This window comes from Mesorhizobium sp. WSM4313, from assembly GCF_002294725.1.
Taxonomy (GTDB): Bacteria; Pseudomonadota; Alphaproteobacteria; order Rhizobiales; family Rhizobiaceae; genus Mesorhizobium.
On the sequence record NZ_NSFT01000017.1, the window covers coordinates 26,292 to 49,372 of the forward strand.

Sequence of the window (23,081 nt, forward strand, 5' to 3'; positions counted from 1 at the left end):
GAAGAGGCGTCATTGAAATGACGGCTTGAGGGGATTAGAGCAGGGCAAAGGAAGCGCCGCCGATGCCGAAGCTCGAAAACCCCGTACAGATGGCCGTGATCGGTGCCGCGCACGGCATCAAGGGCGAATTGCGGGTGAAAACCTTCACCGGAGACCCGCTGGCGCTGGCCGATTACGGCCCGCTTTATGCCAGGGACGGCCGCGCCTTCCAGATCATCGATATCAGACCTGCCGGGACTGTGGTGGTCGTGCGCTTCAAGGGCGTCGGTGACCGCAATGCCGCCGAGGCGTTGGCCGGCACCGAGCTTTTCGTCGACCGCTCGGTGTTGCCCGACGACGGCGAGGAGGACGAATTCTATCACGCCGATCTCATCGGCCTCGATGTCAGGGACGATACGGGCGTCATCGGCAGGGTCGTCGCCGTGCATAATTTCGGTGGCGGCGACATACTCGACGTCACGCTTGCCGGTCGCAAGGGCGTGCTGATACCGTTCACGCAGGCCGCGGTGCCGCATGTCTCGATCGCCGACGGATTCGTTGAGGTCAACCCTCAGGCGGCGGGGCTGGTCGAAGACGAAGAAGGCGACGAAGCGCCCAGGGATGCCGGCTTCGACCCGAAGGGTCGGCCGCGCGGACCGAAGGATGCCGGGGGCAATCGGTGAGCTTTGCCGCCTCGGTGCTGACGCTCTATCCAGAGATGTTTCCGGGCGCGCTCGGCCTGTCGCTGGCCGGCCGCGCGCTGGAGGCCGGAACTTGGTCGCTCGAAGCGATCCAGATCCGCGATTTCGCCACCGACAGGCATCGCACCGTCGACGACACGCCGGCCGGCGGCGGCGCCGGCATGGTGATGCGCGCCGACGTGCTGGCCAAGGCCATAGACCACGCCTCGCCGCCGGGCGACGAGCGCCCAAGGCTGCTGATGAGCCCGCGCGGCAAACCGCTGACCCAGGCGCGTGTGCGTGAGCTCGCCGCCGGCCCGGGCGTCGTCATAGTGTGCGGTCGCTTCGAAGGAGTCGACCAGCGGCTGATCGAGGCGCGAGAACTGGAAGAGGTCTCGATCGGCGATTTCATCCTGTCGGGCGGCGAGCCGGCAGCACTTGTGCTGCTCGATGCCGTGGTGCGGCTGCTGCCGGGCGTCATGGGCAATGCGGTCTCTGGCGAGGAAGAGAGTTTCGAGAACGGCCTGCTTGAGCATCCGCATTATACGCGGCCGCAGGACTTCGAAGGCAGGTCGATTCCCGACGTGCTGATTTCCGGCAACCACAAGAAGATCGCCGAATGGCGGCGCTCCGAGGCCGAGAAGCTGACACGGGAGCGGCGGCCAGATTTGCTGCGCGCTCAGCCCTTGGTGAAATAATAAAAGGCCAGGAACAGGCCGACGGCGACGACGAAGCCGCGCACGAGATTTTGCGGCACGCGCTTGGCGATCCAGACGCCGGCATAGCCGCCGAGCGCGCCGCCCGGGATCATGACGATCGCCTGCGGCCAGGCGACAACGCCGCCCGAAACGAAGACCAGGATGGCGATGGCTGCGATCACCACGGCCAGCATGTTCTTCAGCGCGTTGAGCCGGTGGTAGTCGCCGGCCTGCGTCAGGCCGAGCGTCGCCAGCATCATCACGCCCATGCCGGCGCCGAAAAAGCCGCCATAGACGGAGGTCGCGAACTGGGCGAGCGATCCGGCGAATGAGCCGACCTTGGCTTCGGCCCCAGGCTTGGGCGCCGGTTTCAGCCACGGCCCGGCGGCGAACAGCGCGGTGGCGGCGATCAGCAGCCAGGGCACCAGCGCGCGGAAGGACGGGTTGGAGAGCGCAAGCAGGATCAGCGAGCCGGCCAGCGCGCCGAGGGCGGAGATGACGCAGAGCAGCAGCGCCTGGCGCCAGAAATGCCTGATGTCGTCGAGATAGGCGAGCGTCGAGGTGATATAGCCGGGAAATTGCGTCACCGAGGAGGTAGCATTGGCGACGATCGGCGGCAGGCCGACCAAGCTCATGGCGCCGAAGGTGACGAAGGTGCCGCCGCCGGCGACGGCATTGACCGCGCCGGAGACAAAGCCTGAGAAAAAGAGCAAGGCGGCATCGAAAAAAGTCATTTTCCCCGCTTAGGAAGCTTGCGAGCCGCGCGCAACCCGGCACGGCCGCAGTAAATGTGGGCCATGGGCGCAAATATGCCGCAACGCCCTTGTCTTGATGCATGTCGGGGTTCCCGAACCGCGCGCACTTCCGGGCGACATGCATTAGGGCGTGACAAAGCGGCAAAATGGCTGTATGTGCCCGCCCGAACCGGAAGAACGATCTTTCGGGCCCGTCAACAAGTGCGGTGTAGCCGTCCCTGCCCAATGTCGAAGACAAAGGGCATAGCCGAGCGGTCATTGGAACTGCAAGGCGAGCTGAGAACGCTCTGACTGTCGGAAGAACAAGAAGTGGATATTTGAGATGGATCTCATCCGTCAGCTCGAGGCCGAACAGGCCGCCAAGATCGAAGCCAAGCGCAAGCTGCCCGAATTCCAGCCGGGCGACACCGTGCGCGTCCAGGTGCGCGTCACCGAAGGCACCCGCACCCGCGTCCAGGCCTATGAGGGAGTCGTCATCGCCCGCGCCGGCTCGGGCTTCCAGGAGAATTTCACCGTACGCAAGATTTCCTACGGCGAAGGCGTCGAGCGCGTTTTCCCGGTCTATTCGCCGATGGTCGAGGGTGTCGAGATCGTGCGCCGCGGCAAGGTTCGCCGCGCCAAGCTCTATTACCTGCGCGACCGTCGCGGCAAGTCGGCCCGCATTTCGGAAAACACCGGCGTACGCGCCCGCAAGCTGAACGATGAAGAGCGCGATGCGCTGAACGCCGAACGCGCCCGCATCGAGGCCGAAAAGGTCGCCGCCGCCCAGGCGCTGGCCGCCGAGACGGCCGCCAAGGAAGCCGCCGAGAAAAAGGCTGCCGCCGAGGCCGCTTCGGCCGAATAAGGTTTTGCGAGACAGGTTTCGGAAAGGCGGCTTCGGCCGCCTTTTTTCGTTGTGCAGCTGTCGCAAGCGTGCGGAATTTGATCGAAGCCTTCGCGTTTCGAACCATCCTTGAAGAGCACTGGATTGCGCATTCACGCGCCGCGGCAGTGCGGAGCGGCTTGCAAGGCGCATGCGGCAAGCTAAAGTCGGCGCCGGATTTTCTCTTGGCGCGTGAACATCGCGCGGCCAATCATCTTCGGGGAGTTTGTCATGACCAAGTCGAAACTGCTGCTGGCCGCCATGGTGGCCTGGCTTCTCGCGCCTGTCGCGGCGCTCGCCGACAATTTGCCGGACCTCGGCGGCAGGAAGGTCGTGGTGGTGACGGAAAACGCCTATCCGCCGCTGCAGTTCATCGACAAGAAGACCGGCAAGCAGATCGGCTGGGAATATGACGCGATGGACGAGATCGCCAAGCGGCTGAACTTCAAGGTCGAATACCAGAACACCTCCTGGGACGCGATGATCCAGGCGGTCTCCGACAATCAGTACAACATCGGCATGACCGGCATCACCATCAAGGACGACCGCAAGGAGAAGGTCGACTTCTCCGATCCTTATATGCGCTCGGAGCAGTTCATGCTGGTGCGCGGCGACGAAAGCCGCTTCACCGACGCCAAGAGCTTCGGTGCCTTCAAGGACGGGCTGATCGGCGCCCAGCCCGGTACCACGCCCTTCTACACCGCCGTCTACAGCGTGCTCGACGGCAATGAGCAGAACCCGCGCATAAAGCTGTTCGAGACGTTCGGCGCGACCGTGCAGGCGCTGAAATCGGGCGACGTCGACGTTGTGCTCACCGACGGCACCGCCGGCCAGGGCTATGTCGATGCCTCCGAAGGCAAGCTCAAGCTGATCGGCGGACCGCTCGGCACCGAGGATTTCGGCTTCATCTTCCCGAAAGGGTCGGACCTGGTAAAGCCGGTGAATGCCGCGATCGCTTCGCTGAAGGCGGACGGCACGTTGGACAAGCTCAACAAGAAGTGGTTCCTCGATTACAAGATGGGGCAGTGAACTCGTCTTGTTGCGCGCAGTGAGTTTGCAGGAAATTGCGCTGACCTTGCGCCAAGTCCCCCCTCTCTGGCCTGCCGGCCATCTCCCCCTCAAGGAGGGAGATCGGATGTCGCGCCGGCTTTCGCTAATCTCCAACGCTGCAGGATGGGCGATGAGGCCGAAGCTGCTAATCTCCCCCCTTGACGGGGAGATGTCCGGCAGGACAGAGGGGGGTCTCGTAGAACGCTGCTATCGCAAAAATGGCCGCGATGGCATCGCCTGATGGCAGCGCTCGCGTCCACCTCCAAAGCCGAATTCCCCTGGTGGCTGGCCGCTGCCCTCGTTCTGGCATTGGCCGCCGCTGTCGCCATCGCCTCCAGCGACCTCTATGCGCAAGTCTTCGCCACCGTCACCAAGGGCATCGGCATCACCATCTTTGTCACCGCGGTCGCTTTCGCCTTAGCCTCCGCCTTCGGGCTTGGCATCGCGCTGATGGCGCTGTCGGGATCGCAGTGGCTGCGCCAGACCGCGCGCTTCTATGTCGAGATCATCCGCGGCGTGCCGATCCTGGTGCTGTTGTTCTGGATCGCCTTTGCCGGCGCGCCGGCCTTCGTCGCCGCCTGGAATGCGCTGACCGCGCCGCTGCAGGGCGCCGGCCTGATCGGCGAGCTGCTGGTGCGCGACGTCTCGCTGCTCTGGCGCGCCATCATGGCTTTGACCATCGGCTACTCGGCCTTCATCTCGGAAGTGTTCCGCGCCGGCATCCAGTCGGTCGAGAAGGGCCAGATCGAGGCGGCCAAGGCGCTCGGGCTCAGCCGAGTCCAGCGCTTCCGGCTGATCGTCTTCCCGCAGGCGATCCGCACCATCCTGCCACCGCTCGGCAACGACTTCGTCGCCATGGTCAAGGATTCCTCGCTGGTCTCGGTGCTCGGCGTCGCCGACATCACCCAGATGGGCAAGGTCTATGCCGCGGGCTCCTTCCGCTTCTTCGAGACCTATTCGATCGTCGCCTATATCTACCTGATCCTCACCGTCGGCCTGTCGCTGGCACTGCGGGCGCTGGAACAGCGGCTGCGCCGCCAGCATCAGGAATAGCCGGAAGCAAAGTCCGCGCTCCCTCATTGTTTTTGACGCAATTCCGGACGGAAAACCGGTTCCCACTTTTCCTGGAATTGCTCTAGTTTGGGTCATGTGCATCCGGCGGAGGAGACGCCCATGAATTTCGACAAAGCCAATGCGGCGCTGGATTCCGTCTATTCGGCCGATTCGCCGGAAGGGCTCGCAAAGGCCTATGCCGACTGGGCGGCGACTTACGACAGCGAGACCGCCTCGCTGGGCTACCTTCTGCCTTTCCTCATCGCCGCCTGGGTGGCGCGGCACGTGCCGGCGGGCGAAGGTCCGCTGCTCGACGCCGGCTGCGGCACGGGCCTGTCGGGGCCGTCGCTGAAGGCTTTGGGCTATGGCGACATCGCCGGGCTCGACCTCTCCGACGACATGCTGAAGATCGCCGGCAGCCGTCAGGCCAATGGCAGGCCGGCCTATAGCGAGCTGAAGAAGGCGATGCTCGGCGGCCCGCTGCCCTGGCCCGACCGGCATTTCCGCGCCTTCTTCTCGACCGGCGTCTTCACCATCGGCCACGCGCCGGCTTCGGGATTGCATGAGCTGGTGCGCATCACCAAGAGCGGCGGCCACGCCATCTTCACCGTGCGCGACCAGGTTTTCGAGAGCGGCGGCTTCCAGGCAGTGTTCGACGAGTTGGCAGAGGCGGGGAAATGGCGGCTGGTCGAGGAGAGCCCGTGGTTCCGCTGCTATGCCATCGGCGATCCGGAAGCGCTGGTGAAGACGTTTGTGTTCGAGGTGGTGTGAGCGCAGCCTTCCCCTTCTCCCCTTGTGGGAGAAGGTGGCCGCGAAGCGGCCGGATGAGGGGTGCTCCAGGCAAAACCAGCGTCTCACTCCGCTGGAACACCCCTCATCCGTCTCGGCGCTGCGCGCCGATCCACCTTCTCCCACAGGGGGAGAAGGGGAAGTCGCGCTAATTGCCGAAAAGGCAAAACATTGCTATCTACCGCGCCATGGAAAAGCTTTTCAGCGATCCGGCTTATAAGGGTTTCGTGCTGCAGGACAGAAAGCGCCTGCCGTCGCGTTTCTCCGCGCGCGTCTGCGGCGCGCTCACCAGCCGACTTCGCTGAACCGACCGATCGCAGTCGTCGCGCCGGATTGCCGGCGTCCTTTTCCCATTCTCATATCGACGGATTTACGCACATGAGCGCACCGCGCACCCTCTACGACAAGATCTTCGACGACCACACGGTCGACCGCCAGGACGACGGCACCTGCCTGCTCTATATCGACCGCCACCTCGTGCACGAGGTCACCAGCCCGCAGGCCTTCGAAGGCCTGCGCATGAGCGGCAGAAAAGTCCGGCATCCGGAAAAGACGCTGGCCGTGGTCGACCACAACGTGCCGACCTCGCCCGAGCGCAAGTTCGGCATCAAGAACGAGGAAAGCCGCATCCAGGTCGAGGCGCTCGCCAGGAATGCCAAGGATTTCGGCATCGATTATTATTCCGAGAACGATATCCGCCAGGGCATCGTCCACATCATCGGGCCCGAGCAAGGCTTCACGCTGCCCGGCATGACCATCGTCTGCGGCGACAGCCATACCTCCACGCATGGGGCGTTCGGCGCGCTTGCGCATGGCATCGGCACGTCCGAGGTCGAGCATGTGCTGGCGACGCAAACGCTGATCCAGCGCAAGGCCAAGAACATGCTGGTGCGCGTCGACGGCCAACTGCCGGAAGGCGTCACCGCCAAGGACATCATCCTCGCCATCATCGGCGAGATCGGCACCGCCGGCGGCACCGGCTACGTCATCGAATATGCCGGCGAAGCGATCCGCTCGCTGTCGATGGAAGGCCGCATGACGATCTGCAACATGTCGATCGAAGGCGGCGCCCGCGCCGGCCTGATCGCGCCGGACGAGACGACCTTTGCCTATGTCAAGGACAAGCCGCGCGCCCCGAAGGGCGCCGCCTGGGACGCCGCGCTCGCCTATTGGAAGACCCTGCAGTCCGACGAAGGCGCGCATTTCGACAAGGTCGTCGTGCTCGACGCGCAGAAACTGCCGCCGATCGTCTCCTGGGGTTCTTCGCCCGAGGACGTCGTCTCGGTGCAGGGTACCGTGCCCGATCCGCAAGAGATCGCGGACGAGAACAAGCGCAGCTCGAAGATCCGCGCGCTCGACTATATGGGGCTGACGCCGGGAACCAGGATCACCGACATCGAGCTCGACCGCGTCTTCATCGGTTCCTGCACCAATGGCCGCATCGAGGACTTGCGCGCCGCAGCCAAAGTGGTCGAGGGCAAGAAGGTCAATCCGCGCGTCAACGCCATGATCGTGCCGGGTTCGGGCCTGGTCAAGGAACAGGCGGAGGCCGAGGGCCTCGACAAGATCTTCGTCGCCGCCGGCTTCGACTGGCGCGAGCCGGGCTGCTCGATGTGCCTGGCCATGAACGACGACCGGCTGAAGCCGCATGAACGCTGCGCCTCGACCTCGAACCGTAATTTCGAGGGCCGGCAGGGCTTCAAGGGCCGCACCCATCTGGTGTCGCCGGCCATGGCGGCGGCCGCGGCGATCGCCGGCCACTTCGTCGACATCCGCGACTGGAAGTAACAGCCGGCCGCGTCTCTCAACAAGGGCCCGGACAGGACGTCCGGGCCTTTTGCTTTCAGCGATCTATCTGCGAATGATCTCGTGAAACTCCTCGCGCCGGCCGGGCTCGTCGGCGGCGACGACCAAGGCCAGCTGCCGCTCGTCGAAAATCCTGAACCACTCGTCCCACTCCACGAGTTCGTAGCCGCCGCTGTTGATCGGACGCTCCGGGCGGTCGGTATCTTCATAGGCCTGCTGCCCAAAAACCAGCCGCAGCATGGGCTGCGTTCCAGCTTCGGGCGAGACGTCGACGATGGCCGGGAAGCCGGCGCGCGCCGCCGCCCAGGAGCGGATTTCATCGTGGTTCGTCAAAGTGATCGTGCCCGCCATCTCGATCGTCTCCCGTCTGGCGTCTCCTGTCTGGCCGGACAACGCCGCTCCGGCAGGCCGGTTCCGCGTGGCATGCGATGTATCTATCGAGACTTAACCGCTTGTTTGGGCTTGCGTCCTAGTATCTCCCGTTGGGTAAGTTGGGAAAAGTCGCAGTCTTTTGGACACCGGTCTGCTCATAGCGCTGCTCAATCCGACGATAGCGCTGGCGCTCGGCGCTGCGTTCCTCGTGCTGTGGTCCTATCAGCGCCATCGACCGTATCTGGCTGTGCTCGGCGCGAGCTACTGCCTGTCGGCGCCGGGTTTCCTGCTGCAATATTTCACGCTTCCGATCGGCGTGGCGCTGACCAAGCTCGTTTCCAACATCTGCTTCACGATCGCGGCCTGCTGCCTCTCCAGCGCGATCATCGCGCGCTACGGGCGGCGCGTGCCCTATGTCGGGATCGGCATCGTGACCGGCGGCGGGCTCGCCGCCTTCATCTGGTTCATGTTCGTCCAGCCGGACCTCACCTGGCGCGTGCTTGCGATGAATTTCGGCTTCGGCGCGCTCAGCCTGCTGGTCGGCGCCGAGCTGAGAACGGTGCGCCACAACGGCCCAACCGAGAAAATCCTGCTCGTGCTGTCGCTGCTTTCGGGGCTGAACTTCATCGCCCGCACGCTGGTCGTCGTTATCGCGCACGGGCCGTTCCACGGCTATGATGGGTTCTACGGATCGTCCTACTGGACGACCGCGCTGCTTTCGCACGCGCTGTTGTCGCTGCTGACCGCGCTTTGCCTGTTCACGGCGGCGGCGCTCGATGTGATGAGGGCGCTGAAGGACGAGACCCATACCGACCCGCTCTCGGGCATCCTCAATCGCCGCGGCTTCGAGGAGCGGGCGAACCTATTGCTCGACCAGTGCGGCAAGGCCGGATTTCCCGTCGCGCTGGTGCTTGCCGATCTCGATCACTTCAAGGCGCTGAACGACCGGCACGGCCATGAGGCAGGCGACCGGGTGATTGCCGACTTCGCCGCCAAGCTGCGTTCCGCCACCGGCGCGCGCGGGGCCGCCGGCCGCATCGGCGGCGAAGAGTTCGCCGTGCTTTTGCCGCTGAGCGACCTGGCGTCGGCAAGGCTCTTCGCCGAAGCGATCCGTTCCTTCTATTCGGCCGGCGCGATCGAGGGCCTGCCGCCCGACACGAGGGTCACCGCAAGCTTCGGCGTTGCCGCCCGCACCGGCAGGGAAGGGCTGATGCCGCTGATGCGGCGCGCCGACGAGGCGCTCTACAAAGCCAAGAAGAACGGCCGCGACAGCGTGCGGCTTTCCTATGAGAGACCTGAAACCGCCTTCGCTGCCGAGCCGCTCGCCGTCGGCTGATACATCCAGGCCCGGCGCAACCCCCTGCTAGTCCAGAAGGCGATCGCAACGTTCGCGATTGCCCGAAGCTCCTGCAATTTCGTCATCCTCGGGCTTGACCCGAGGATCCATGCCGTTACCTCCGTCGTAGAATGCTGCGGCGCAAATTCCGTAACCGCCGCAACGCCTTAATGGAACGGCATGGATTCTAGGGTCTGCGCGCGTCGCTCCGCTCCTTGCTTCGCCCTAGAATGACGAGCGCGTGGGCGTTTGCAGCTAATCGCAGAGGCCGGTCATGCGTTGGCATTAACTGTTCTTCGCCCGTCGATGTTTTTCTGTCCGGAATGTCCGACGAAGGAAGATATGGGCAGCGCTGACTTCATATTGATGATCAACCTGCTCGTCGCCGGGCTGCTGGCGGGGCCGTTCATGTCAATTGCCGGCCGCGATTGCGTGCGTGTCAAGCGCGCTGTGGCAGAGCCAAATGCCGACGGCCTTCAGCGGCAAGGATTGAGATTGGGCATCTCGCCGTCGGAAAGCCCATACATATAGGAACGGCCCTTGACCAGCACCGGCGGTTGGTAGCAGCCGGGCGCGCCAGTCTCGTCCGCATCGTCATAGATCACATCCGGCTGGCCGCCGGTGTATTGGGAAAGTTCTTTCGCGAGCTTGCCTTCGCCGACGATGATGCGCTTGTAGCCGGCGGCGCTGTCGATGACGAGATTGCCGAAGGAATCGGCATAGACGCGGTCGTGATGGCGCAAGCCGGCCTCGGCCGGCGCGGCGATCGCCAGCGCCGCCAGCGTTGCGGCCGCGAGGCTTATCCGCACTGAATTCGAACGCATGTCGCTCTCCCTGGTCGGCGCGCAGATCGCGCGCCTGGAATCCGGTTCGAATCGGAAATTAACTCTTTCTTAACATTTGTTAAGAGGCGGGAGGCTTTCGGCGCCGGTTCTTAAGGAACATGGTTAATTTTCGAGGATCGAGCTCCATCAGGCGACGGGCGCGGTTCTGGATAGCCGGCTGACCCAGGGTCAACTTGATCTTGCGGCGCCGCATGGCTACAGCGGTCCACCGTCTCACGGAAAGGGCAACCGCCTATCTCGTTGTTTCGATGCAATTCCGGACGGAAGGCCACGGCCAAGGCGCCGAACCCAACCGTTCACTTTTTTCCTGGAATTGCTGTAGCGTGCCGCGCACGAAAGGGCAGCGCATGAGCTTTGGCCACACGGTTCGGGTGTCGATCACCATCCCGCTGCTTCTGGCGGCCGCGGCTTGCGTGCCGCAGGACGGCGCGCCGAAGGCGGCGAATGCCGCCCCACCCGCTGGCTCGACTGCTCCGGCCCCGCAGTCCGCTGCACCCGTGGTGCCGCCAGCAGCTGCAACACCCCCGATACCTGCAACAGCCCCGGTAGCTACAACCGCGCCGGCACCTGCAACGACCAAGACCCCCGCAACCCGCGCGCCCGCAACCAAGATCGTCACAGACCTTACCGTGCCGCGGTCCGGCATCGGCACGGCCAACTATAGATGCGGCAATGGCGGCATGATCACCATCCAGAATCTCGGCTCGTCGTTACGCCTGGTCCGCCCGGACGGCTCGACCGAGGAATTCGCGGCCTCACCCACCAACCAGAGCAGCCGTTACCAGGAAGCGGCGACGCATGACGCAATCGTGATCGACGGACGCGAAGCGCTGGTGATGAAGAGAGGATCGACGCCGCAGACTTGTCGGAGATAGCGCTCTTTGTTGCACTGCAACGAATGCTGCGCCGGCGTCGGAACAGCCGCTAATCGATTGAAGCGCGTGAAGGCCAATTTCTCACACTAAATGATGTTTCCAAAACGATTTTCCGGCTTTGACGCGGTGCAAAAAGAGCATTAGAAACCGGCTGTCCGGAGCCATATATGAGGGCGGCAAAGGCCGCATCGCGGCTCCAGGATGCCGATCTGGGGGAGCCATGAGCAAATCACCAGCCACCCGCGCAGTTGCCAGACGTGAACGGCCGCTCTCGCCGCATCTGACGATCTACCGGCCGCCGATCACGATGACGATGTCGATCATCCATCGTATCACCGGCGGCGCGCTCTATTTCGGAACGCTGCTGGTGGCGGCGTGGCTGATCGCCGCTGCGAGCTCGCAGGCCGCCTTCGACTGGGTCAACTGGGCCTTCGGCTCCTGGCTCGGCCGGCTGGTCCTGTTCGGCTACACCTGGGCGCTGATGCACCACATGCTGGGCGGGCTGCGCCATCTTATCTGGGACACCGGCGCGGGACTGGAAAAACACACCGCGTCCAGGATCGCCTGGGCGACGCTCGCCGGGTCGATCGTGCTCACGCTTCTGATCTGGGTCGCCGGCTATATGGCGCGGGGAGCTTTCTGATGGCCGCCAACAATTCGGACATGCGCACGCCGCTGGCGAAGGTCCGCGGCCTCGGGTCGGCCCGCGAGGGAACCGGGCATTTCTGGCGGCAGCGGCTGACCGCCATCGCCAACATTCCGTTGATCCTGTTCTTCGTCGGCTTCCTGATCGCGATCAACGGCCATGACTACACGGATGTGCGGGCGGCGCTTGCGAACCCGTTCGTGGTGGTCATGCTCGGGCTGGTGCTGATCTCGCCGCTTTACCACATGCGCATCGGCATGCAGGTGATCATCGAGGATTACGTGCATGGCGAAGGCATGAGGCTGGCGCTGATCGCTCTCAACACCTTCTTCTGCGTGGCAGTCGGCGTCGCTTCGCTGTTTGCCCTGCTCAAACTCGCATTCGGAGGCTGACGTCTTGGCCAACGCAAACACCGCCAACGCGGCTTCCGCCTACACTTTCGTCGACCATAAATTCGACGTTGTGATCGTCGGTGCCGGCGGCGCCGGCCTGCGCGCCACGCTCGGCATGGCCGAGCAGGGATTGCGCACCGCCTGCATCACCAAAGTGTTCCCAACGCGCTCGCACACCGTCGCGGCGCAAGGCGGCATCGCCGCCTCGCTGTCGAACATGGGGCCGGACTCCTGGCAATGGCACATGTACGACACCGTCAAGGGCTCGGACTGGCTGGGCGATGTCGACGCCATGGAATACATGGTGCGCGAAGCGCCGGCCGCCGTCTACGAGCTCGAGCATTATGGCGTGCCGTTCTCACGCACCGAGGAAGGCAAGATCTACCAGCGGCCGTTCGGCGGCCATATGATGAACTATGGCGACGGTCCGCCGGTGCAGCGCACCTGCGCGGCCGCCGACCGCACCGGCCACGCCATCCTGCACACGCTCTACGGCCAATCGCTGAAGAACAACGCGCAGTTCTTCATCGAATATTTCGCGCTCGACCTGATCATGGAGCCGGACGGCACCTGCACCGGCGTCGTGGCCTGGAACCTCGACGACGGCACAATCCATCGCTTCTCGGCCAAGATGGTGGTGCTGGCGACCGGCGGCTATGGGCGGACCTATTTCTCCGCCACCTCGGCGCATACTTGCACCGGCGACGGCGGCGGCATGGCGGCCAGAGCCGGGCTGCCGCTGCAGGACATGGAGTTCGTGCAGTTCCATCCGACTGGCATCTACGGCGCCGGCTGCCTGATCACCGAGGGCGCGCGCGGCGAAGGCGGCTATCTCGTCAATTCCGAGGGCGAGCGCTTCATGGAGCGCTACGCGCCGTCGGCCAAGGACCTCGCCTCGCGCGACGTCGTCTCGCGCTGCATGACGCTGGAGATCCGCGAGGGCCGCGGCGTCGGCAAGAACAAGGACCACATCTTCCTGCATCTCGACCATCTTGACCCGGCGGTGCTGCACGAGCGGCTGCCGGGTATTTCCGAGTCGGCCAAGATCTTCGCCGGCGTCGACCTCACCAAGGAGCCGATCCCGGTGCTGCCGACGGTGCACTACAATATGGGCGGCGTGCCGACCAATTACTGGGGCGAGGCGCTCAATCCGACCTTCGACAATCCGGACCGCGTGTCGCCCGGCCTGATGGCGGTGGGCGAGGCCGGCTGCGCCTCAGTGCACGGCGCCAACCGGCTCGGCTCCAACTCGCTGATCGACCTCGTCGTGTTCGGCCGCGCGGCGGCGATCCGCGCCGGCCATGTGATCGACCGCAAGTCGGCGATCCCGTCGCCCAACGCGGCCTCGGTCGAGAAGATCATGGAGCGCTTCGACAGGCTGCGCCATGCCAACGGCTCGACGCCGACGGCCGTGCTGCGCGAGAAGATGCAGCGCGCCATGCAGGAAGACGCCGCCGTATTCCGCACGCAGGAGTCGCTGGAGAACGGCTGCAGGCGCATTTCGGAACTCTGGGGCGAGCTCAAGGACATCAAGGTCACCGACCGCTCGATGATCTGGAATTCCGACCTCGTCGAGACGCTGGAGCTGGAAAACCTGATGGCCAACGCCATCACCACGGTCTACGGCGCCGAGGCGCGCAAGGAGAGCCGCGGCGCGCATGCGCGCGAGGATTTCTCGGCGCGCGACGACGCCAACTGGCGCAAGCATACGCTGGCCCATCTGAGCGAGGACGGCAAGGTGACGCTGACCTACAGGCCGGTGCATACCGAGCCGCTGCTGGCCGAAAAGGACGGCGGCATCAGCCTGGCCAAGATCGCGCCGAAGGCGCGGGTGTATTGACCATGGCGCAGGCGACCACGGGATATTCCGGCACGCCGCTCCCGGCCAAGCTTGGCCTCAGGGACGGCATGGTCGCCGCCTTTATCGCGCTGCCGCCAGAGCTCGATGCGCTGACCGAGGCGGTGTCCTTTGCCGGCGTCGACAGGCTCGCCGAGTGGTCGGCGATCTCGGGCAGCCGGAAATACGATGCCGTGCACGCCTTCACCCGGCAGCGCGCCGAGGTCGAGGACGGCCTGGCCGGCATCGAGACGGCGATCAAGCGCGACGGCATGGTCTGGGTCTCTTGGCCGAAGAAGGCATCGAAAGTGCCGACCGACGTCACCGAGGACGTCATCCGGTCGGAGGCGCTGAAGCGCGACCTGGTCGACGTCAAGGTCGCCGCCGTGAACGAAATCTGGTCCGGGCTGAAGCTCGTCATCCGAAAGGACCGCAGGTAATGGTCGAACTCACGCTTCCCAGGAACTCGAAGGTCCAGCAAGGCAAGACCTGGCCGAAGCCGGAAGGCGCGACCAACCTGCGCGAATACCGCATCTACCGCTGGTCGCCGGACGATGACGCGAATCCGCGCATGGACACCTATTTCGTCGACATGGACGATTGCGGGCCGATGGTTCTCGACGCGCTGTTGTGGATCAAGAACAAGATCGATCCGACGCTGACGCTGCGCCGTTCCTGCCGCGAAGGCATTTGCGGCTCCTGCGCCATGAACATCGACGGCTCCAACACGCTGGCCTGCACCAAGGGCGTCGAGGACATTTCCGGCGCGGTGAAGATCTATCCGCTGCCGCATATGCCGGTGATCAAGGACCTGGTGCCGGACCTCACCAATTTCTATGCCCAGCACGCCTCGATCGAGCCGTGGCTGAAGACGGTCTCGCCGACGCCCGCCAAGGAATGGCTGCAGAGCCACGAGGACCGCGAGAAGCTCGACGGGCTCTACGAATGCATCCTGTGCGCGTGCTGCTCGACCTCCTGCCCGAGCTATTGGTGGAACGGCGACCGCTATCTAGGCCCGGCCACGCTGCTGCAGGCCTATCGCTGGCTGATCGACAGCCGCGACGAGGCGACGGGCGAGCGGCTCGACAATCTCGAAGACCCGTTCCGGCTCTATCGCTGCCACACCATCATGAACTGCGCGCAGACCTGCCCGAAGGGGCTCAATCCCGCCAAGGCGATCGCCGAGATCAAGAAGATGATGGTGGAGAGAAGGGTATAGTTCTCGCGGCCTTACTCGCAGGTAGCGATCCTTCGCGCCCCCCTCTGTCCTGCCGGACATCTCCCCCACAGGTGGGGAGATTGGCTGTCACCGCGGCTTTCGCCAATCTCCATGGTTGAAGGATGAGGCGCCGTCGGCGAAGCTGCTAATCTCCCCCCAAGTGGGGGAGATGTCCGGCAGGACAGAGGGGGGCGCTGTCCCGCCAGCGTCAGAAAGGATAGGCAACCCATGACCGATCTCCCCGTCCTCTCTCCCACCGAAGCCCGAGTCCTCGGTTCCCTGATCGAGAAGAAGGAACTGACGCCGGACGTCTATCCATTGACGCTCAACGGCGCGCACGCCGCCGCCAACCAGAAGACGGCGCGCGAGCCGGTGATGGCGCTGGAGCTGACGGAGGTCCGGCGGGCCTTGAGCACGCTCGAGGAGAAAGGCCTCGTGCGCCAGGCCTTCGCTTCGCGCGTCGAGCGCTACGAGCATCTGATGGCGCAGCGCTTTTCGCTGACCACGCCGCAGATCGCGGTGATCGGGCTGCTGCTGTTGCGCGGTGCGCAGACGGCGCATGAATTGCTCGCCCGTTCGGAACGCATGGCGCGCTTTGCCTCGATTGAGGAGCTGCGCGGCAATCTCGACCTGATGATCGGCCGCCGGCCGCCGCTGATCCAGCTGCTCGAACGCGCGCCCGGCCAGCGCGAGGAGCGCTATGTGCATCTGCTGAGTGGTCCGGTGGAAGCGGCAGCGGTGGCGGCGGCGCCCTGGCAGCCGGCAGCGACATCTTCGGACACCGACCTCGAGGCGCGGGTCAAGGCGCTGGAGGAAGAGGTCGCTGGGTTGCGCGCCAAGATTGAGGCGCTGGGCGGTTAGACTGGCTCTCACCAAAAACGTTGGTGCGAGGCCCCCTCTCTGTCCTGCCGGACATCTCCCCCTCAAGGGAGGAGATCAGATGTCGCGTCGGCTTTCGCCAACCGCCGACGGCGCCGGATGAGCAAGGCGCGGAAGCTGCCAATCTCCCACCTTGAGGGGGAGATGCCTGGCAGGGGAGAGAGGGGGGCGAAGGAATGCCTGCCGGCGGCTAGAAGGCGCCGTTACGCCAGCCTGGCATCCAACGACACATTGATCGCTCCCAGCGCCTTCGACACCGGGCATTCGGCCTTGGCCTTTTCGGCCAGCTCCTTGAACTTCGCCGCGTCGATGCCCGGCACCTTGCCGACCAGGGTGAGGGCGCTGCCGGTGATGCCGGTGCCGGGCACCAGCGTCACCACGGCCTTGGCGTCGAGCTCGGCGGCCGGCGTGCCGTTTTCGGCCAGGAAATGCGACAGCTGCATGGCGTAGCAGCCGGCATGCGCGGCGGCGATCAGCTCTTCCGGATTGGTGCCGGATTTGCCGCTCTCGTCCTCGAAACGCGCCTTGAACGAATAGGGCGTGCCCTTCAAGGTGCCGCTCTGGGTGTCCAGCGTGCCGTTGCCTTCCTTCAGATTGCCTTTCCAGACGGCGTTTGCGGTGCGGTCCATGGAATCCTCCTGCCTTGTCGGGGTTTGCGCCGGCGGGCGCCGACGTTCCCAGGAACTATAGCGCGGGCGCGGCGGAAGACCATCCATGGCCCGGCATGATTGTGCTTGCGCGAGGCGCTTCGAAAATTCTCAAAAAAAGAGCATGCAAAAATGTCGACTTCCCGTCTGCCCGACCGTCCTGCGGGCGGCCACTCCCGGCCGATGGAGGTTAAGATGGACAATCTGTTTCTTGCGGTCTGGGGAAAGCCCGAGCGAAAAGGGAGGCGACTTGAAGAGTTCTGGCTCGATCCGCCGGCGCTTGGCTTCGGCCGGCTGGCGGCGGCCATCGCCATCATCGGCGTCGCGACATGCCTGCTCGACCATGCGGCGACGGCAGGCAAAACCGACGCCGTTGCCTCCTATAATTTATCGACGAAAGGAAGCTCGAAATGAAATATGTGCTGCTGGTCTATGGCGAGGAAAAGGACCTCTACGCGCTGACCCCCGAGCGCATGGCCAAGCTCGATGCCGACTCGCTCGGCTATGATCGGGAGCTCGACCGGCAAGGCAAGCTGGTCATCGCGCAGGCGCTGCAGTCGGTGAAGACGTCGAAATCGCTCCGACGGCGCAAGGGCAAGGTGCTGGTGACCGACGGCCCCTTCGCCGAGACCAAGGAGCAATTGCTCGGCTTCGTCATGGTCGAGGCGGCGGATCTTGCCGAGGCGCTCGACATCGCGGCCAAGATCCCGCTGGCGGAGCTCGGCACGGTCGAAATCAGGGCGATCTACAACGTGCCGGGCTCATAGCCGCCGGTCAGCATGGGCGCGGCATCGGTTGAAGCTGTCTCTTGCTGGAAACATCTTCAGGGTTTCTTCACCGGCCGCAACCGTTGCGTGTTGAAGCGATGCCGCGCTTCTTTTATCGTCGCCGCGATTTCGGGGGAATTCGGCATGCCTTTCCTGATCGCCATCCTCGGCCTGCTCGGAGCGGCCGCCATCTGGTGGTACCGACTGAAATATATGAGCGACGCCGCGCGCGAGGTCGCCGATGTGGTCGGACGCGTCCAGGGCAACATCCGCCGCAAGAAATTGCGCAATCAGGCCGCGCTCTCACCGCTGACGGCAATCGACGATCCGGTGGTGGCGGCGGCGACGCTGATCACCGCGATCGTCGCGGAGCACGGTCCGGTCCTGCCGCAGCGCGAGGCGGTCATCCGCGAGGTGATCGCGCAGATCGCGGACAGCCAGAAGAAGACCGACGAGGCGGTCGTCTACGCCAAATGGGCCGCTGCGCAGATCGACGACACCACGATCGTCATCGACAAGCTGGCGCCGTTCCTGCGCGAACGCCTCGATCTGCATGAGCGCGACGACCTGCTCAGGATGCTGAACCGCGTCGCGCAAGGCGGCGGGCAGAGCCTCAGGATCGCCGACCAGCGGATGCTGAAGCTGCGGCAGAAGCTGGGATTCGAGGTGAACTAGAATTCAGGTGAGGCCGGCCTGCAAATGGTGGCTTCCTGCGCTTCCGGTGCTCACGTACGGAAAGTACGCTCCGCTCCGGTTCTCGGAAGCCACCATTTTCGACTCGGCCTGACCTGAATCTCGGCAAACCCTACCGCGTCGCGAACCAAGATCGCTAGATCGCCTCGCCCTTCAGCAGCCTCGGCGTGTCGCCGGAGAGGCCCGAGGCCTGACGGATGAAGAACTCCTTCAGCCTCGGCATGCGTTCCACCAGCCCCAGCCCGATGTCGCGGACCTGACGCAGCGGGCCGATGTCGTTGGAGAAGAGGCGGTTCAAGACGTCGGTGGTGATGCCCATCTGCAGCGTGTCGAAGCGGCGCCACTGCTGGTAGCGCTCGAGCACGTCGAGGGCGCCGATATCCTGGCCGAGCCGGTCGGCCTCGACCACCACTTCGGCGAGCGCCGCGACGTCCTTGAAGCCCAGATTGAGGCCCTGGCCGGCGATCGGGTGGATGCCGTGCGCGGCATCGCCGGCCAGCGCGAAGCGCGGCGCGACGAAGGCGCGGGCGAGCGTCAGGCCAAGCGGCCAGGCGCGCGGCTTGTCGGCAACTCTTATTTCGCCGAGCTTCAGGCCGAAGCGCTGCTCCAGATCGTGCTCGAAGACGAACTCGTCGCCCTCGACCAGCGCCTTGGCATCTTGCGAACGCTCCACCCAGACGATCGACGAGCGGTTGGTTCCGTCCTTGTCCGGCTTCAGCGGCAGTGTGGCGAAGGGGCCGGCGGGGAGAAAATGCTCCTCGGCGCGGCCGTTGTGCGGGCGCTCATGCGCAACCGTGCAGACGATGCCGGACTGGCCGTATTCCCACTTAACCGTCTTGATGCCGGCCATGTCGCGCAGCTTCGAATTGACGCCGTCGGCGGCGACCAGCAGCCGCGCCTTGAGCGTCGCGCCGTCGGCCAGATGCACGGTGATGCCGGCGCCATTAGTGTCGAAGGCGCTGACCGCCATGCCTTCGATGATGTCGATGCCGAGCTTTTCGGCGCGGCGGCGCAGCGCGCCGTTCAAGTCGCGGTTGGCGACCATGTGGGCGAAGGGCTCGCCAGGCGCCACCTCGCCGTCGAAGGTCAAGAACACCGGACGCACCGGGTCGGCGGCGCGCGAATCGGTGATGATCATCTCGGTGATCGCTTGCGTTTCCGGGGCGATCTCTTCCCAGACGCCGAGCTGTTCCAGCATGCGGCTGGCGGCCGCGGCAATGGCCGAGGCGCGGCCGTCTTTCTGCCAGACGCCGGCGGGGGCGGCATCGACGATGGCGATGGCGAGGCCCGGTCGCGCCTGCTTCAGCGACACGGCCGCCGTGAGGCCGACATAGCCGGCGCCGGCGATGAGCACGTCGAGCGGTGCTTCGCGCTTTCCATTGGTGTCTGCTGCATTCGGCTTGCGGTCGACCATGGCATCATCCTTTCGCGGCTTCGGCCGGCTGCCGTCTGCGGCCTTGACTGCCTGCGCGTCCTGTCCGAAACCGGCCATGGCACATCCTTGAAGGATTTCAAACATGACCGCGGCCATGGACGAGCTTCTCGATATTCTCGACCTCGAGCAGCTCGAACACAATCTGTATCGTGGTCGCAGCCCCAAGGTCGACTGGCAGCGCGTCTTCGGCGGCCAGACCATCGCGCAGGCGCTGGTGGCCGCGCAGCGCACGGTGGAGCCCGAACGCCACGTGCATTCGCTGCACGGCTATTTCATGCGGCCGGGCGACACCAAGCTGCCGATCGTCTACGAGGTCGACCGCATCCGCGACGGCGGCTCCTTCACCACGCGCCGGGTGGTGGCGATCCAGCATGGCCAGGCGATCTTTTCGCTGGAGGCGTCCTTCCAGCAGGACGAGGTCGGGCTCGAGCATCAGCTGCCGATGCCGCGCGACGTGCCGGCGCCCGACACGCTGCTCACCCAACGCGAGCTGCTCGGCAAGTTCGGCGAGGCGGTGCCGGAAGGCATCAGGCGCTACTGGGAGCGCGACCGGCCGATCGAGATGAAGCCGGTGATGCTGAAGCACTACACGAGCCGCGAGAAACTGGAGCCGCAGCAGAACATCTGGATCCGCACCACCGGCCCGGTGCCGGAAGACCGCGCCATTCAGGCGGCCGTGCTTGCCTATCTTTCGGACATGACGCTGCTCGACACCTCGACCTTCGCGCATGGCCGCGCCATTTTCGACCGCGACATCCAGGCCGCCAGCCTCGACCACGCCATGTGGTTCCACCGCAGCCATTCGCTGGACGACTGGATCCTCTACAATCAGGACAGCCCGTCGACGCAAGGGTCGCGCGGCTTCACCCGCGGCTCGCTGTTCGCGCGGGATGGGACGCTGATCGCCTCGGTCGCCCAGGAAGGCCTGATTCGGCTGAAACGCTGAGCCGGCTTCAGGCAATTGCCTGGAATACGGGCATTTTCGATTTTTTGCCTATTTTATAAGCAGGCATGCTGCCATGCCCGTGCGCGAATGATGTGCACCGATCGCCCATTCTCTTTGTTTACAACAGGTTAACACCCTGCTTCGGCAATTGGCACGGAGCTTGAATCCTATCGGGCACTCTCCGGCTCCTCGGGATCGGTGAAGGTGTGCAAACGCGGGCGACCGCAACAGCAAAGGGTGAAACCTTATGAAAATCGTGATGGCAATCATCAAGCCGTTCAAGCTCGACGAGGTGCGCGAAGCGCTAACCGCCGTCGGCATCCAGGGCCTGACCGTCACCGAGGTCAAAGGCTACGGGCGTCAGAAGGGCCATACCGAAATCTATCGCGGCGCGGAATACGCGGTCAGCTTCCTGCCCAAGATCAAGATCGAGGTCGCGGTCGGCTCCGACATGGTCGACAAGGCCGTCGAAGCCATCACCGCGGCCGCCAAGACCGGCCAGATCGGCGACGGCAAGATCTTCGTCTTCGGCATCGACCAGGCGGTACGCATCCGCACCGGCGAAACAGACACCGACGCGCTCTAAGCGGCGACCATCCATTCCAACGGAGAGTTCAATGAATATTCCTTCCCCCTTGAAGACGACGGGACGCGCGGCCGCTTCGCTCGCGCTCGTGGCCATGAGCACCGTCGCCGCCATCGCGCAGGAGGCCGCCCCGGCAGCGACCGCCGCTGCGCCCGCCGCGCCGGCGCCGGCGCTCGACACCGGCAACACCGCCTGGATGCTGACTTCGACGGCGCTGGTGCTGATGATGACGATTCCCGGCCTGGCGCTGTTCTACGGCGGCATGGTGCGCAAGAAGAACGTGCTCGCCACCATCATGCAGAGCTTCGCCATCACCTGCCTGGTGACGGTGCTGTGGTTCATGTTCGGCTATTCGCTCGCCTTCTCCGACGGCGGCGCCACGAACGCCTATCTCGGCGGCTTCTCGAAATTCTTCCATCACGGCATCACCGTCTCGACGCTGTGGGCGCCGGGTGTGGCGAACATTCCTGAATTCGTCTTCTCGATGTTCCAGATGACCTTCGCCATCATCACGCCGGCGCTGATCGCCGGCGCCTTCGCCGAGCGCATGAAGTTCTCGGCGCTGTTGATCTTCATGGGCCTGTGGCTGGTCTTCGTCTACGCGCCGATCGCGCACTGGGTGTGGGGCGGCGGCTTCCTCGGTTCGGCCGGCGTGCTCGACTTCGCCGGCGGCACGGTCGTCCATATCAACGCCGGTGTCGCGGGCCTGGTCTGCGCGCTGGTGCTCGGCAAGCGCGAGGGCTACGGCACCACCAACATGGCGCCCCACAACCTCGTTTATTCGGTGATCGGCGCGTCGCTGCTGTGGGTCGGCTGGTTCGGCTTCAACGCCGGTTCGGAACTGGCTGCCGACGGCCTTGCGGGCGCGGCGATGATGAACACGCAGGTCGCCACCGCCGCCGCGGCGCTGGCCTGGATGTTCGCCGAATGGATCGTCGCCAAGAAGCCTTCGGTGCTCGGCATCATCTCGGGCGCCGTCGCCGGCCTCGTCGCGGTGACGCCGGCTTCCGGTTTCGTCAACCCGACCGGCGCCTTCATCATCGGCATCATCGCCGGTGTGGTCTGCTACCTCTCGGCGGTCAAGCTCAAGCACGCGTTCGGCTATGACGACTCGCTCGATGCTTTCGGCGTCCACGGCGTCGGCGGCATCGTCGGCGCGCTGCTCACCGGCGCGCTGGCAGATCCGGCGATCAATGCCCTCGGCAAGGACGCCTCGGTCGGCAAGCAGCTCTACGGCATCGCCTTCACCATCCTGTGGACCGCGATCGCCACCTTCGTAATCCTCTACATCGTCAAGGCTCTGGTCGGCCTGCGTCCGTCGACCCAGGAAGAGGTCGAAGGCCTCGACGTCACCCAGCACGGCGAAGTTGTGCCGTAAGGCAGACTTCGCCAAGGGCCGGCGGATCCTCCTCCCGCCGGCCCGGAATTCCTCCCAAGATCCCGTCGTGACGCTCTCGAAAGGGGCTCACGCCTTGAGGCCCGGAACACCCTTCCGGGCCTCCTTTTTGTCGGGCGACCATCCAAGCCATTCGATCACATTCACTTGATCCGTCGGCATGAAACATCAGCCCGTCAGATTCCGTACTGGGATAGCGAGCGTCATCAAGGCGTCAAAACAAGAGGGAAGGAAACCACCTGATGAACATCAAGAACATCGTCCTGGGAGCAATGGCTCTTTCGATGATCAGCGGCGTTGCACTCGCCGGTGCTCTCGATGAGCCGTCCAACATGGCCCCGTTCTTCACCGACTCCAGCATGAAGACCATGAAGCCGGAAGCCGAATTCAAGGCGGCTTGGGCTTCGATGCCGAAGGACAAGCAGGACATGATGATGAAGGAATGCCAGGACGCGGCGATGAGCAAGCCTCACGCCGAATTCTGCGCCAATCTCATGGCCTATGGCGGCGCCAACAAGTGATCGTCGAAGGTCAGGTC

28 protein-coding genes are annotated in these 23,081 nt (G+C 64.5%); 23 read left to right on the top strand and 5 right to left on the bottom strand.

Annotation, left to right across the window (positions count from 1 at the left end; translation table 11 throughout):
• Positions 1-62 precede the first annotated feature (62 nt).
• On the top strand, positions 63-662 hold the full coding sequence (gene rimM, locus CK219_RS26365; RefSeq protein ID WP_095769546.1) for a ribosome maturation factor RimM: 600 nt from the start codon (positions 63-65) through the stop codon (positions 660-662).
• On the top strand, positions 659-1,357 hold the full coding sequence (trmD, locus tag CK219_RS26370) for a tRNA (guanosine(37)-N1)-methyltransferase TrmD (protein ID WP_095769547.1): 699 nt from the start codon (positions 659-661) through the stop codon (positions 1,355-1,357). Before rimM ends, trmD begins: the two co-directional genes overlap by 4 nt.
• Here the strand turns inward: trmD and CK219_RS26375 are convergent.
• On the bottom strand, positions 1,339-2,091 hold the full coding sequence (locus tag CK219_RS26375) for a sulfite exporter TauE/SafE family protein (protein ID WP_095769548.1): 753 nt from the start codon (positions 2,089-2,091) through the stop codon (positions 1,339-1,341). The two genes, trmD and CK219_RS26375, sit on opposite strands and share 19 nt — an antisense overlap.
• Before the next feature lie 343 nt (positions 2,092-2,434).
• Here CK219_RS26375 and rplS point away from each other — a divergent pair, with 343 nt between their 5' ends.
• The 6 genes from rplS to leuC all read left to right on the top strand — a co-directional run bounded on the left by rplS (position 2,435) and on the right by leuC (position 7,654).
• Positions 2,435-2,956, top strand: a complete 522-nt coding sequence (gene rplS, locus CK219_RS26380) for a 50S ribosomal protein L19 (RefSeq protein WP_095769549.1) — start codon at positions 2,435-2,437, stop codon at positions 2,954-2,956.
• A 249-nt stretch (positions 2,957-3,205) separates the two neighbouring features.
• Positions 3,206-4,003 (top strand): transporter substrate-binding domain-containing protein, encoded by a 798-nt coding sequence (locus CK219_RS26385; RefSeq protein WP_095769612.1) that lies wholly within the window; start codon positions 3,206-3,208, stop codon positions 4,001-4,003.
• Between the two features lie 261 nt (positions 4,004-4,264).
• Positions 4,265-5,077 carry an amino acid ABC transporter permease gene (locus CK219_RS26395; RefSeq protein WP_095769550.1) on the top strand — a complete coding sequence of 271 codons (813 nt, stop codon included), beginning with the start codon at positions 4,265-4,267 and terminating at the stop codon, positions 5,075-5,077.
• Positions 5,078-5,197: 120 nt separating this feature from the next.
• Complete coding sequence (locus tag CK219_RS26400) at positions 5,198-5,848, top strand: methyltransferase domain-containing protein (RefSeq protein ID WP_095769614.1); 651 nt, start codon at positions 5,198-5,200, stop codon at positions 5,846-5,848.
• 170 nt (positions 5,849-6,018) lie between these two features.
• Positions 6,019-6,171 carry a hypothetical protein gene (locus tag CK219_RS26405; RefSeq protein ID WP_176477160.1) on the top strand — a complete coding sequence of 51 codons (153 nt, stop codon included), beginning with the start codon at positions 6,019-6,021 and terminating at the stop codon, positions 6,169-6,171.
• Between the two features lie 73 nt (positions 6,172-6,244).
• Positions 6,245-7,654 (top strand): 3-isopropylmalate dehydratase large subunit, encoded by a 1,410-nt coding sequence (gene leuC, locus CK219_RS26410; RefSeq protein WP_095769552.1) that lies wholly within the window; start codon positions 6,245-6,247, stop codon positions 7,652-7,654.
• Positions 7,655-7,717: 63 nt separating this feature from the next.
• Here leuC and CK219_RS26415 read toward each other — a convergent pair whose 3' ends face one another.
• Positions 7,718-8,023, bottom strand: a complete 306-nt coding sequence (locus tag CK219_RS26415; RefSeq protein ID WP_095769553.1) for a hypothetical protein — start codon at positions 8,021-8,023, stop codon at positions 7,718-7,720.
• Positions 8,024-8,183: 160 nt separating this feature from the next.
• Between CK219_RS26415 and CK219_RS26420 the strand changes: the two genes are divergently transcribed.
• On the top strand, positions 8,184-9,380 hold the full coding sequence (locus tag CK219_RS26420) for a GGDEF domain-containing protein (protein ID WP_095769554.1): 1,197 nt from the start codon (positions 8,184-8,186) through the stop codon (positions 9,378-9,380).
• Positions 9,381-9,856: 476 nt separating this feature from the next.
• On the opposite strand, the gene CK219_RS26425 is transcribed toward CK219_RS26420, so the two are convergent.
• Complete coding sequence (locus CK219_RS26425; protein ID WP_095769555.1) at positions 9,857-10,204, bottom strand: hypothetical protein; 348 nt, start codon at positions 10,202-10,204, stop codon at positions 9,857-9,859.
• Between the two features lie 368 nt (positions 10,205-10,572).
• On the opposite strand from CK219_RS26425, the gene CK219_RS26430 reads away from it, so the two are divergent.
• The 7 genes from CK219_RS26430 (at position 10,573) to CK219_RS26460 (ending at position 16,055) form a co-directional block, all read left to right on the top strand.
• A complete protein-coding gene (locus CK219_RS26430; protein ID WP_095769556.1) occupies positions 10,573-11,100 on the top strand; it encodes a hypothetical protein in 528 nt (175 codons plus the stop codon).
• Positions 11,101-11,320: 220 nt separating this feature from the next.
• A complete protein-coding gene (gene sdhC, locus CK219_RS26435) occupies positions 11,321-11,743 on the top strand; it encodes a succinate dehydrogenase, cytochrome b556 subunit (protein ID WP_095769557.1) in 423 nt (140 codons plus the stop codon).
• Positions 11,743-12,138 carry a succinate dehydrogenase, hydrophobic membrane anchor protein gene (sdhD, locus tag CK219_RS26440; RefSeq protein ID WP_095769558.1) on the top strand — a complete coding sequence of 132 codons (396 nt, stop codon included), beginning with the start codon at positions 11,743-11,745 and terminating at the stop codon, positions 12,136-12,138. Before sdhC ends, sdhD begins: the two co-directional genes overlap by 1 nt.
• 4 nt (positions 12,139-12,142) lie before the next feature.
• Positions 12,143-13,978, top strand: coding sequence for a succinate dehydrogenase flavoprotein subunit (gene sdhA, locus CK219_RS26445; RefSeq protein ID WP_095769559.1), 1,836 nt, complete (start codon positions 12,143-12,145; stop codon positions 13,976-13,978).
• Positions 13,979-13,980: 2 nt separating this feature from the next.
• Positions 13,981-14,415 (top strand): DUF3052 family protein, encoded by a 435-nt coding sequence (locus CK219_RS26450; protein WP_095769560.1) that lies wholly within the window; start codon positions 13,981-13,983, stop codon positions 14,413-14,415.
• A complete protein-coding gene (locus tag CK219_RS26455) occupies positions 14,415-15,194 on the top strand; it encodes a succinate dehydrogenase iron-sulfur subunit (protein WP_095769561.1) in 780 nt (259 codons plus the stop codon). Before CK219_RS26450 ends, CK219_RS26455 begins: the two co-directional genes overlap by 1 nt.
• A gap of 228 nt (positions 15,195-15,422) precedes the next feature.
• On the top strand, positions 15,423-16,055 hold the full coding sequence (locus tag CK219_RS26460; protein WP_095769562.1) for a DUF480 domain-containing protein: 633 nt from the start codon (positions 15,423-15,425) through the stop codon (positions 16,053-16,055).
• Positions 16,056-16,276: 221 nt separating this feature from the next.
• Here the strand turns inward: CK219_RS26460 and CK219_RS26465 are convergent, their stop codons facing one another.
• On the bottom strand, positions 16,277-16,702 hold the full coding sequence (locus CK219_RS26465; RefSeq protein WP_095769563.1) for an OsmC family protein: 426 nt from the start codon (positions 16,700-16,702) through the stop codon (positions 16,277-16,279).
• Between the two features lie 105 nt (positions 16,703-16,807).
• On the opposite strand from CK219_RS26465, the gene CK219_RS26470 reads away from it, so the two are divergent.
• The 3 genes from CK219_RS26470 to CK219_RS26480 all read left to right on the top strand — a co-directional run bounded on the left by CK219_RS26470 (position 16,808) and on the right by CK219_RS26480 (position 18,162).
• Positions 16,808-17,134 (top strand): hypothetical protein, encoded by a 327-nt coding sequence (locus CK219_RS26470; RefSeq protein WP_245340626.1) that lies wholly within the window; start codon positions 16,808-16,810, stop codon positions 17,132-17,134.
• On the top strand, positions 17,131-17,487 hold the full coding sequence (locus CK219_RS26475; protein WP_095769565.1) for a YciI family protein: 357 nt from the start codon (positions 17,131-17,133) through the stop codon (positions 17,485-17,487). Before CK219_RS26470 ends, CK219_RS26475 begins: the two co-directional genes overlap by 4 nt.
• A gap of 144 nt (positions 17,488-17,631) precedes the next feature.
• Complete coding sequence (locus CK219_RS26480; RefSeq protein WP_095769615.1) at positions 17,632-18,162, top strand: hypothetical protein; 531 nt, start codon at positions 17,632-17,634, stop codon at positions 18,160-18,162.
• Between the two features lie 154 nt (positions 18,163-18,316).
• Here the strand turns inward: CK219_RS26480 and CK219_RS26485 are convergent, their stop codons facing one another.
• Positions 18,317-19,594: a ubiquinone biosynthesis hydroxylase gene (locus tag CK219_RS26485; protein ID WP_095769616.1), complete on the bottom strand. Its 1,278-nt coding sequence runs from the start codon at positions 19,592-19,594 to the stop codon at positions 18,317-18,319.
• A 103-nt stretch (positions 19,595-19,697) separates the two neighbouring features.
• Here CK219_RS26485 and tesB point away from each other — a divergent pair, with 103 nt between their 5' ends.
• From tesB to CK219_RS26505, 4 genes are all read left to right on the top strand, one after another.
• The gene (gene tesB, locus CK219_RS26490) at positions 19,698-20,561 is read left to right on the top strand and encodes an acyl-CoA thioesterase II (RefSeq protein ID WP_095769566.1); all 864 of its coding nucleotides are present in this window, start codon (positions 19,698-19,700) and stop codon (positions 20,559-20,561) included.
• Between the two features lie 247 nt (positions 20,562-20,808).
• On the top strand, positions 20,809-21,147 hold the full coding sequence (locus CK219_RS26495) for a P-II family nitrogen regulator (protein ID WP_095769567.1): 339 nt from the start codon (positions 20,809-20,811) through the stop codon (positions 21,145-21,147).
• Between the two features lie 94 nt (positions 21,148-21,241).
• A complete protein-coding gene (locus tag CK219_RS26500) occupies positions 21,242-22,525 on the top strand; it encodes an ammonium transporter (RefSeq protein ID WP_280950926.1) in 1,284 nt (427 codons plus the stop codon).
• A 260-nt stretch (positions 22,526-22,785) separates the two neighbouring features.
• Positions 22,786-23,064, top strand: coding sequence for a hypothetical protein (locus tag CK219_RS26505; RefSeq protein ID WP_095769569.1), 279 nt, complete (start codon positions 22,786-22,788; stop codon positions 23,062-23,064).
• Positions 23,065-23,081: the final 17 nt, after the last annotated feature.

What these genes read in the sequence shown, in the direction of transcription:
- rimM (WP_095769546.1), top strand. Translation starts at nt 63, where the DNA reads ATGCCGAAGCTCGAAAACCCCGTACAGATGGCCGTGATCGGTGCCGCG.
- CK219_RS26375 (WP_095769548.1), bottom strand. Translation starts at nt 2,091, where the DNA reads ATGACTTTTTTCGATGCCGCCTTGCTCTTTTTCTCAGGCTTTGTCTCC.
- rplS (WP_095769549.1), top strand. Translation starts at nt 2,435, where the DNA reads ATGGATCTCATCCGTCAGCTCGAGGCCGAACAGGCCGCCAAGATCGAA.
- CK219_RS26385 (WP_095769612.1), top strand. Translation starts at nt 3,206, where the DNA reads ATGACCAAGTCGAAACTGCTGCTGGCCGCCATGGTGGCCTGGCTTCTC.
- CK219_RS26395 (WP_095769550.1), top strand. Translation starts at nt 4,265, where the DNA reads ATGGCAGCGCTCGCGTCCACCTCCAAAGCCGAATTCCCCTGGTGGCTG.
- CK219_RS26400 (WP_095769614.1), top strand. Translation starts at nt 5,198, where the DNA reads ATGAATTTCGACAAAGCCAATGCGGCGCTGGATTCCGTCTATTCGGCC.
- leuC (WP_095769552.1), top strand. Translation starts at nt 6,245, where the DNA reads ATGAGCGCACCGCGCACCCTCTACGACAAGATCTTCGACGACCACACG.
- CK219_RS26415 (WP_095769553.1), bottom strand. Translation starts at nt 8,023, where the DNA reads ATGGCGGGCACGATCACTTTGACGAACCACGATGAAATCCGCTCCTGG.
- CK219_RS26425 (WP_095769555.1), bottom strand. Translation starts at nt 10,204, where the DNA reads ATGCGTTCGAATTCAGTGCGGATAAGCCTCGCGGCCGCAACGCTGGCG.
- CK219_RS26430 (WP_095769556.1), top strand. Translation starts at nt 10,573, where the DNA reads ATGAGCTTTGGCCACACGGTTCGGGTGTCGATCACCATCCCGCTGCTT.
- sdhC (WP_095769557.1), top strand. Translation starts at nt 11,321, where the DNA reads ATGAGCAAATCACCAGCCACCCGCGCAGTTGCCAGACGTGAACGGCCG.
- sdhD (WP_095769558.1), top strand. Translation starts at nt 11,743, where the DNA reads ATGGCCGCCAACAATTCGGACATGCGCACGCCGCTGGCGAAGGTCCGC.
- CK219_RS26450 (WP_095769560.1), top strand. Translation starts at nt 13,981, where the DNA reads ATGGCGCAGGCGACCACGGGATATTCCGGCACGCCGCTCCCGGCCAAG.
- CK219_RS26455 (WP_095769561.1), top strand. Translation starts at nt 14,415, where the DNA reads ATGGTCGAACTCACGCTTCCCAGGAACTCGAAGGTCCAGCAAGGCAAG.
- CK219_RS26460 (WP_095769562.1), top strand. Translation starts at nt 15,423, where the DNA reads ATGACCGATCTCCCCGTCCTCTCTCCCACCGAAGCCCGAGTCCTCGGT.
- CK219_RS26465 (WP_095769563.1), bottom strand. Translation starts at nt 16,702, where the DNA reads ATGGACCGCACCGCAAACGCCGTCTGGAAAGGCAATCTGAAGGAAGGC.
- CK219_RS26475 (WP_095769565.1), top strand. Translation starts at nt 17,131, where the DNA reads ATGAAATATGTGCTGCTGGTCTATGGCGAGGAAAAGGACCTCTACGCG.
- CK219_RS26480 (WP_095769615.1), top strand. Translation starts at nt 17,632, where the DNA reads ATGCCTTTCCTGATCGCCATCCTCGGCCTGCTCGGAGCGGCCGCCATC.
- CK219_RS26485 (WP_095769616.1), bottom strand. Translation starts at nt 19,594, where the DNA reads ATGGTCGACCGCAAGCCGAATGCAGCAGACACCAATGGAAAGCGCGAA.
- tesB (WP_095769566.1), top strand. Translation starts at nt 19,698, where the DNA reads ATGACCGCGGCCATGGACGAGCTTCTCGATATTCTCGACCTCGAGCAG.
- CK219_RS26495 (WP_095769567.1), top strand. Translation starts at nt 20,809, where the DNA reads ATGAAAATCGTGATGGCAATCATCAAGCCGTTCAAGCTCGACGAGGTG.
- CK219_RS26500 (WP_280950926.1), top strand. Translation starts at nt 21,242, where the DNA reads ATGAGCACCGTCGCCGCCATCGCGCAGGAGGCCGCCCCGGCAGCGACC.
- CK219_RS26505 (WP_095769569.1), top strand. Translation starts at nt 22,786, where the DNA reads ATGAACATCAAGAACATCGTCCTGGGAGCAATGGCTCTTTCGATGATC.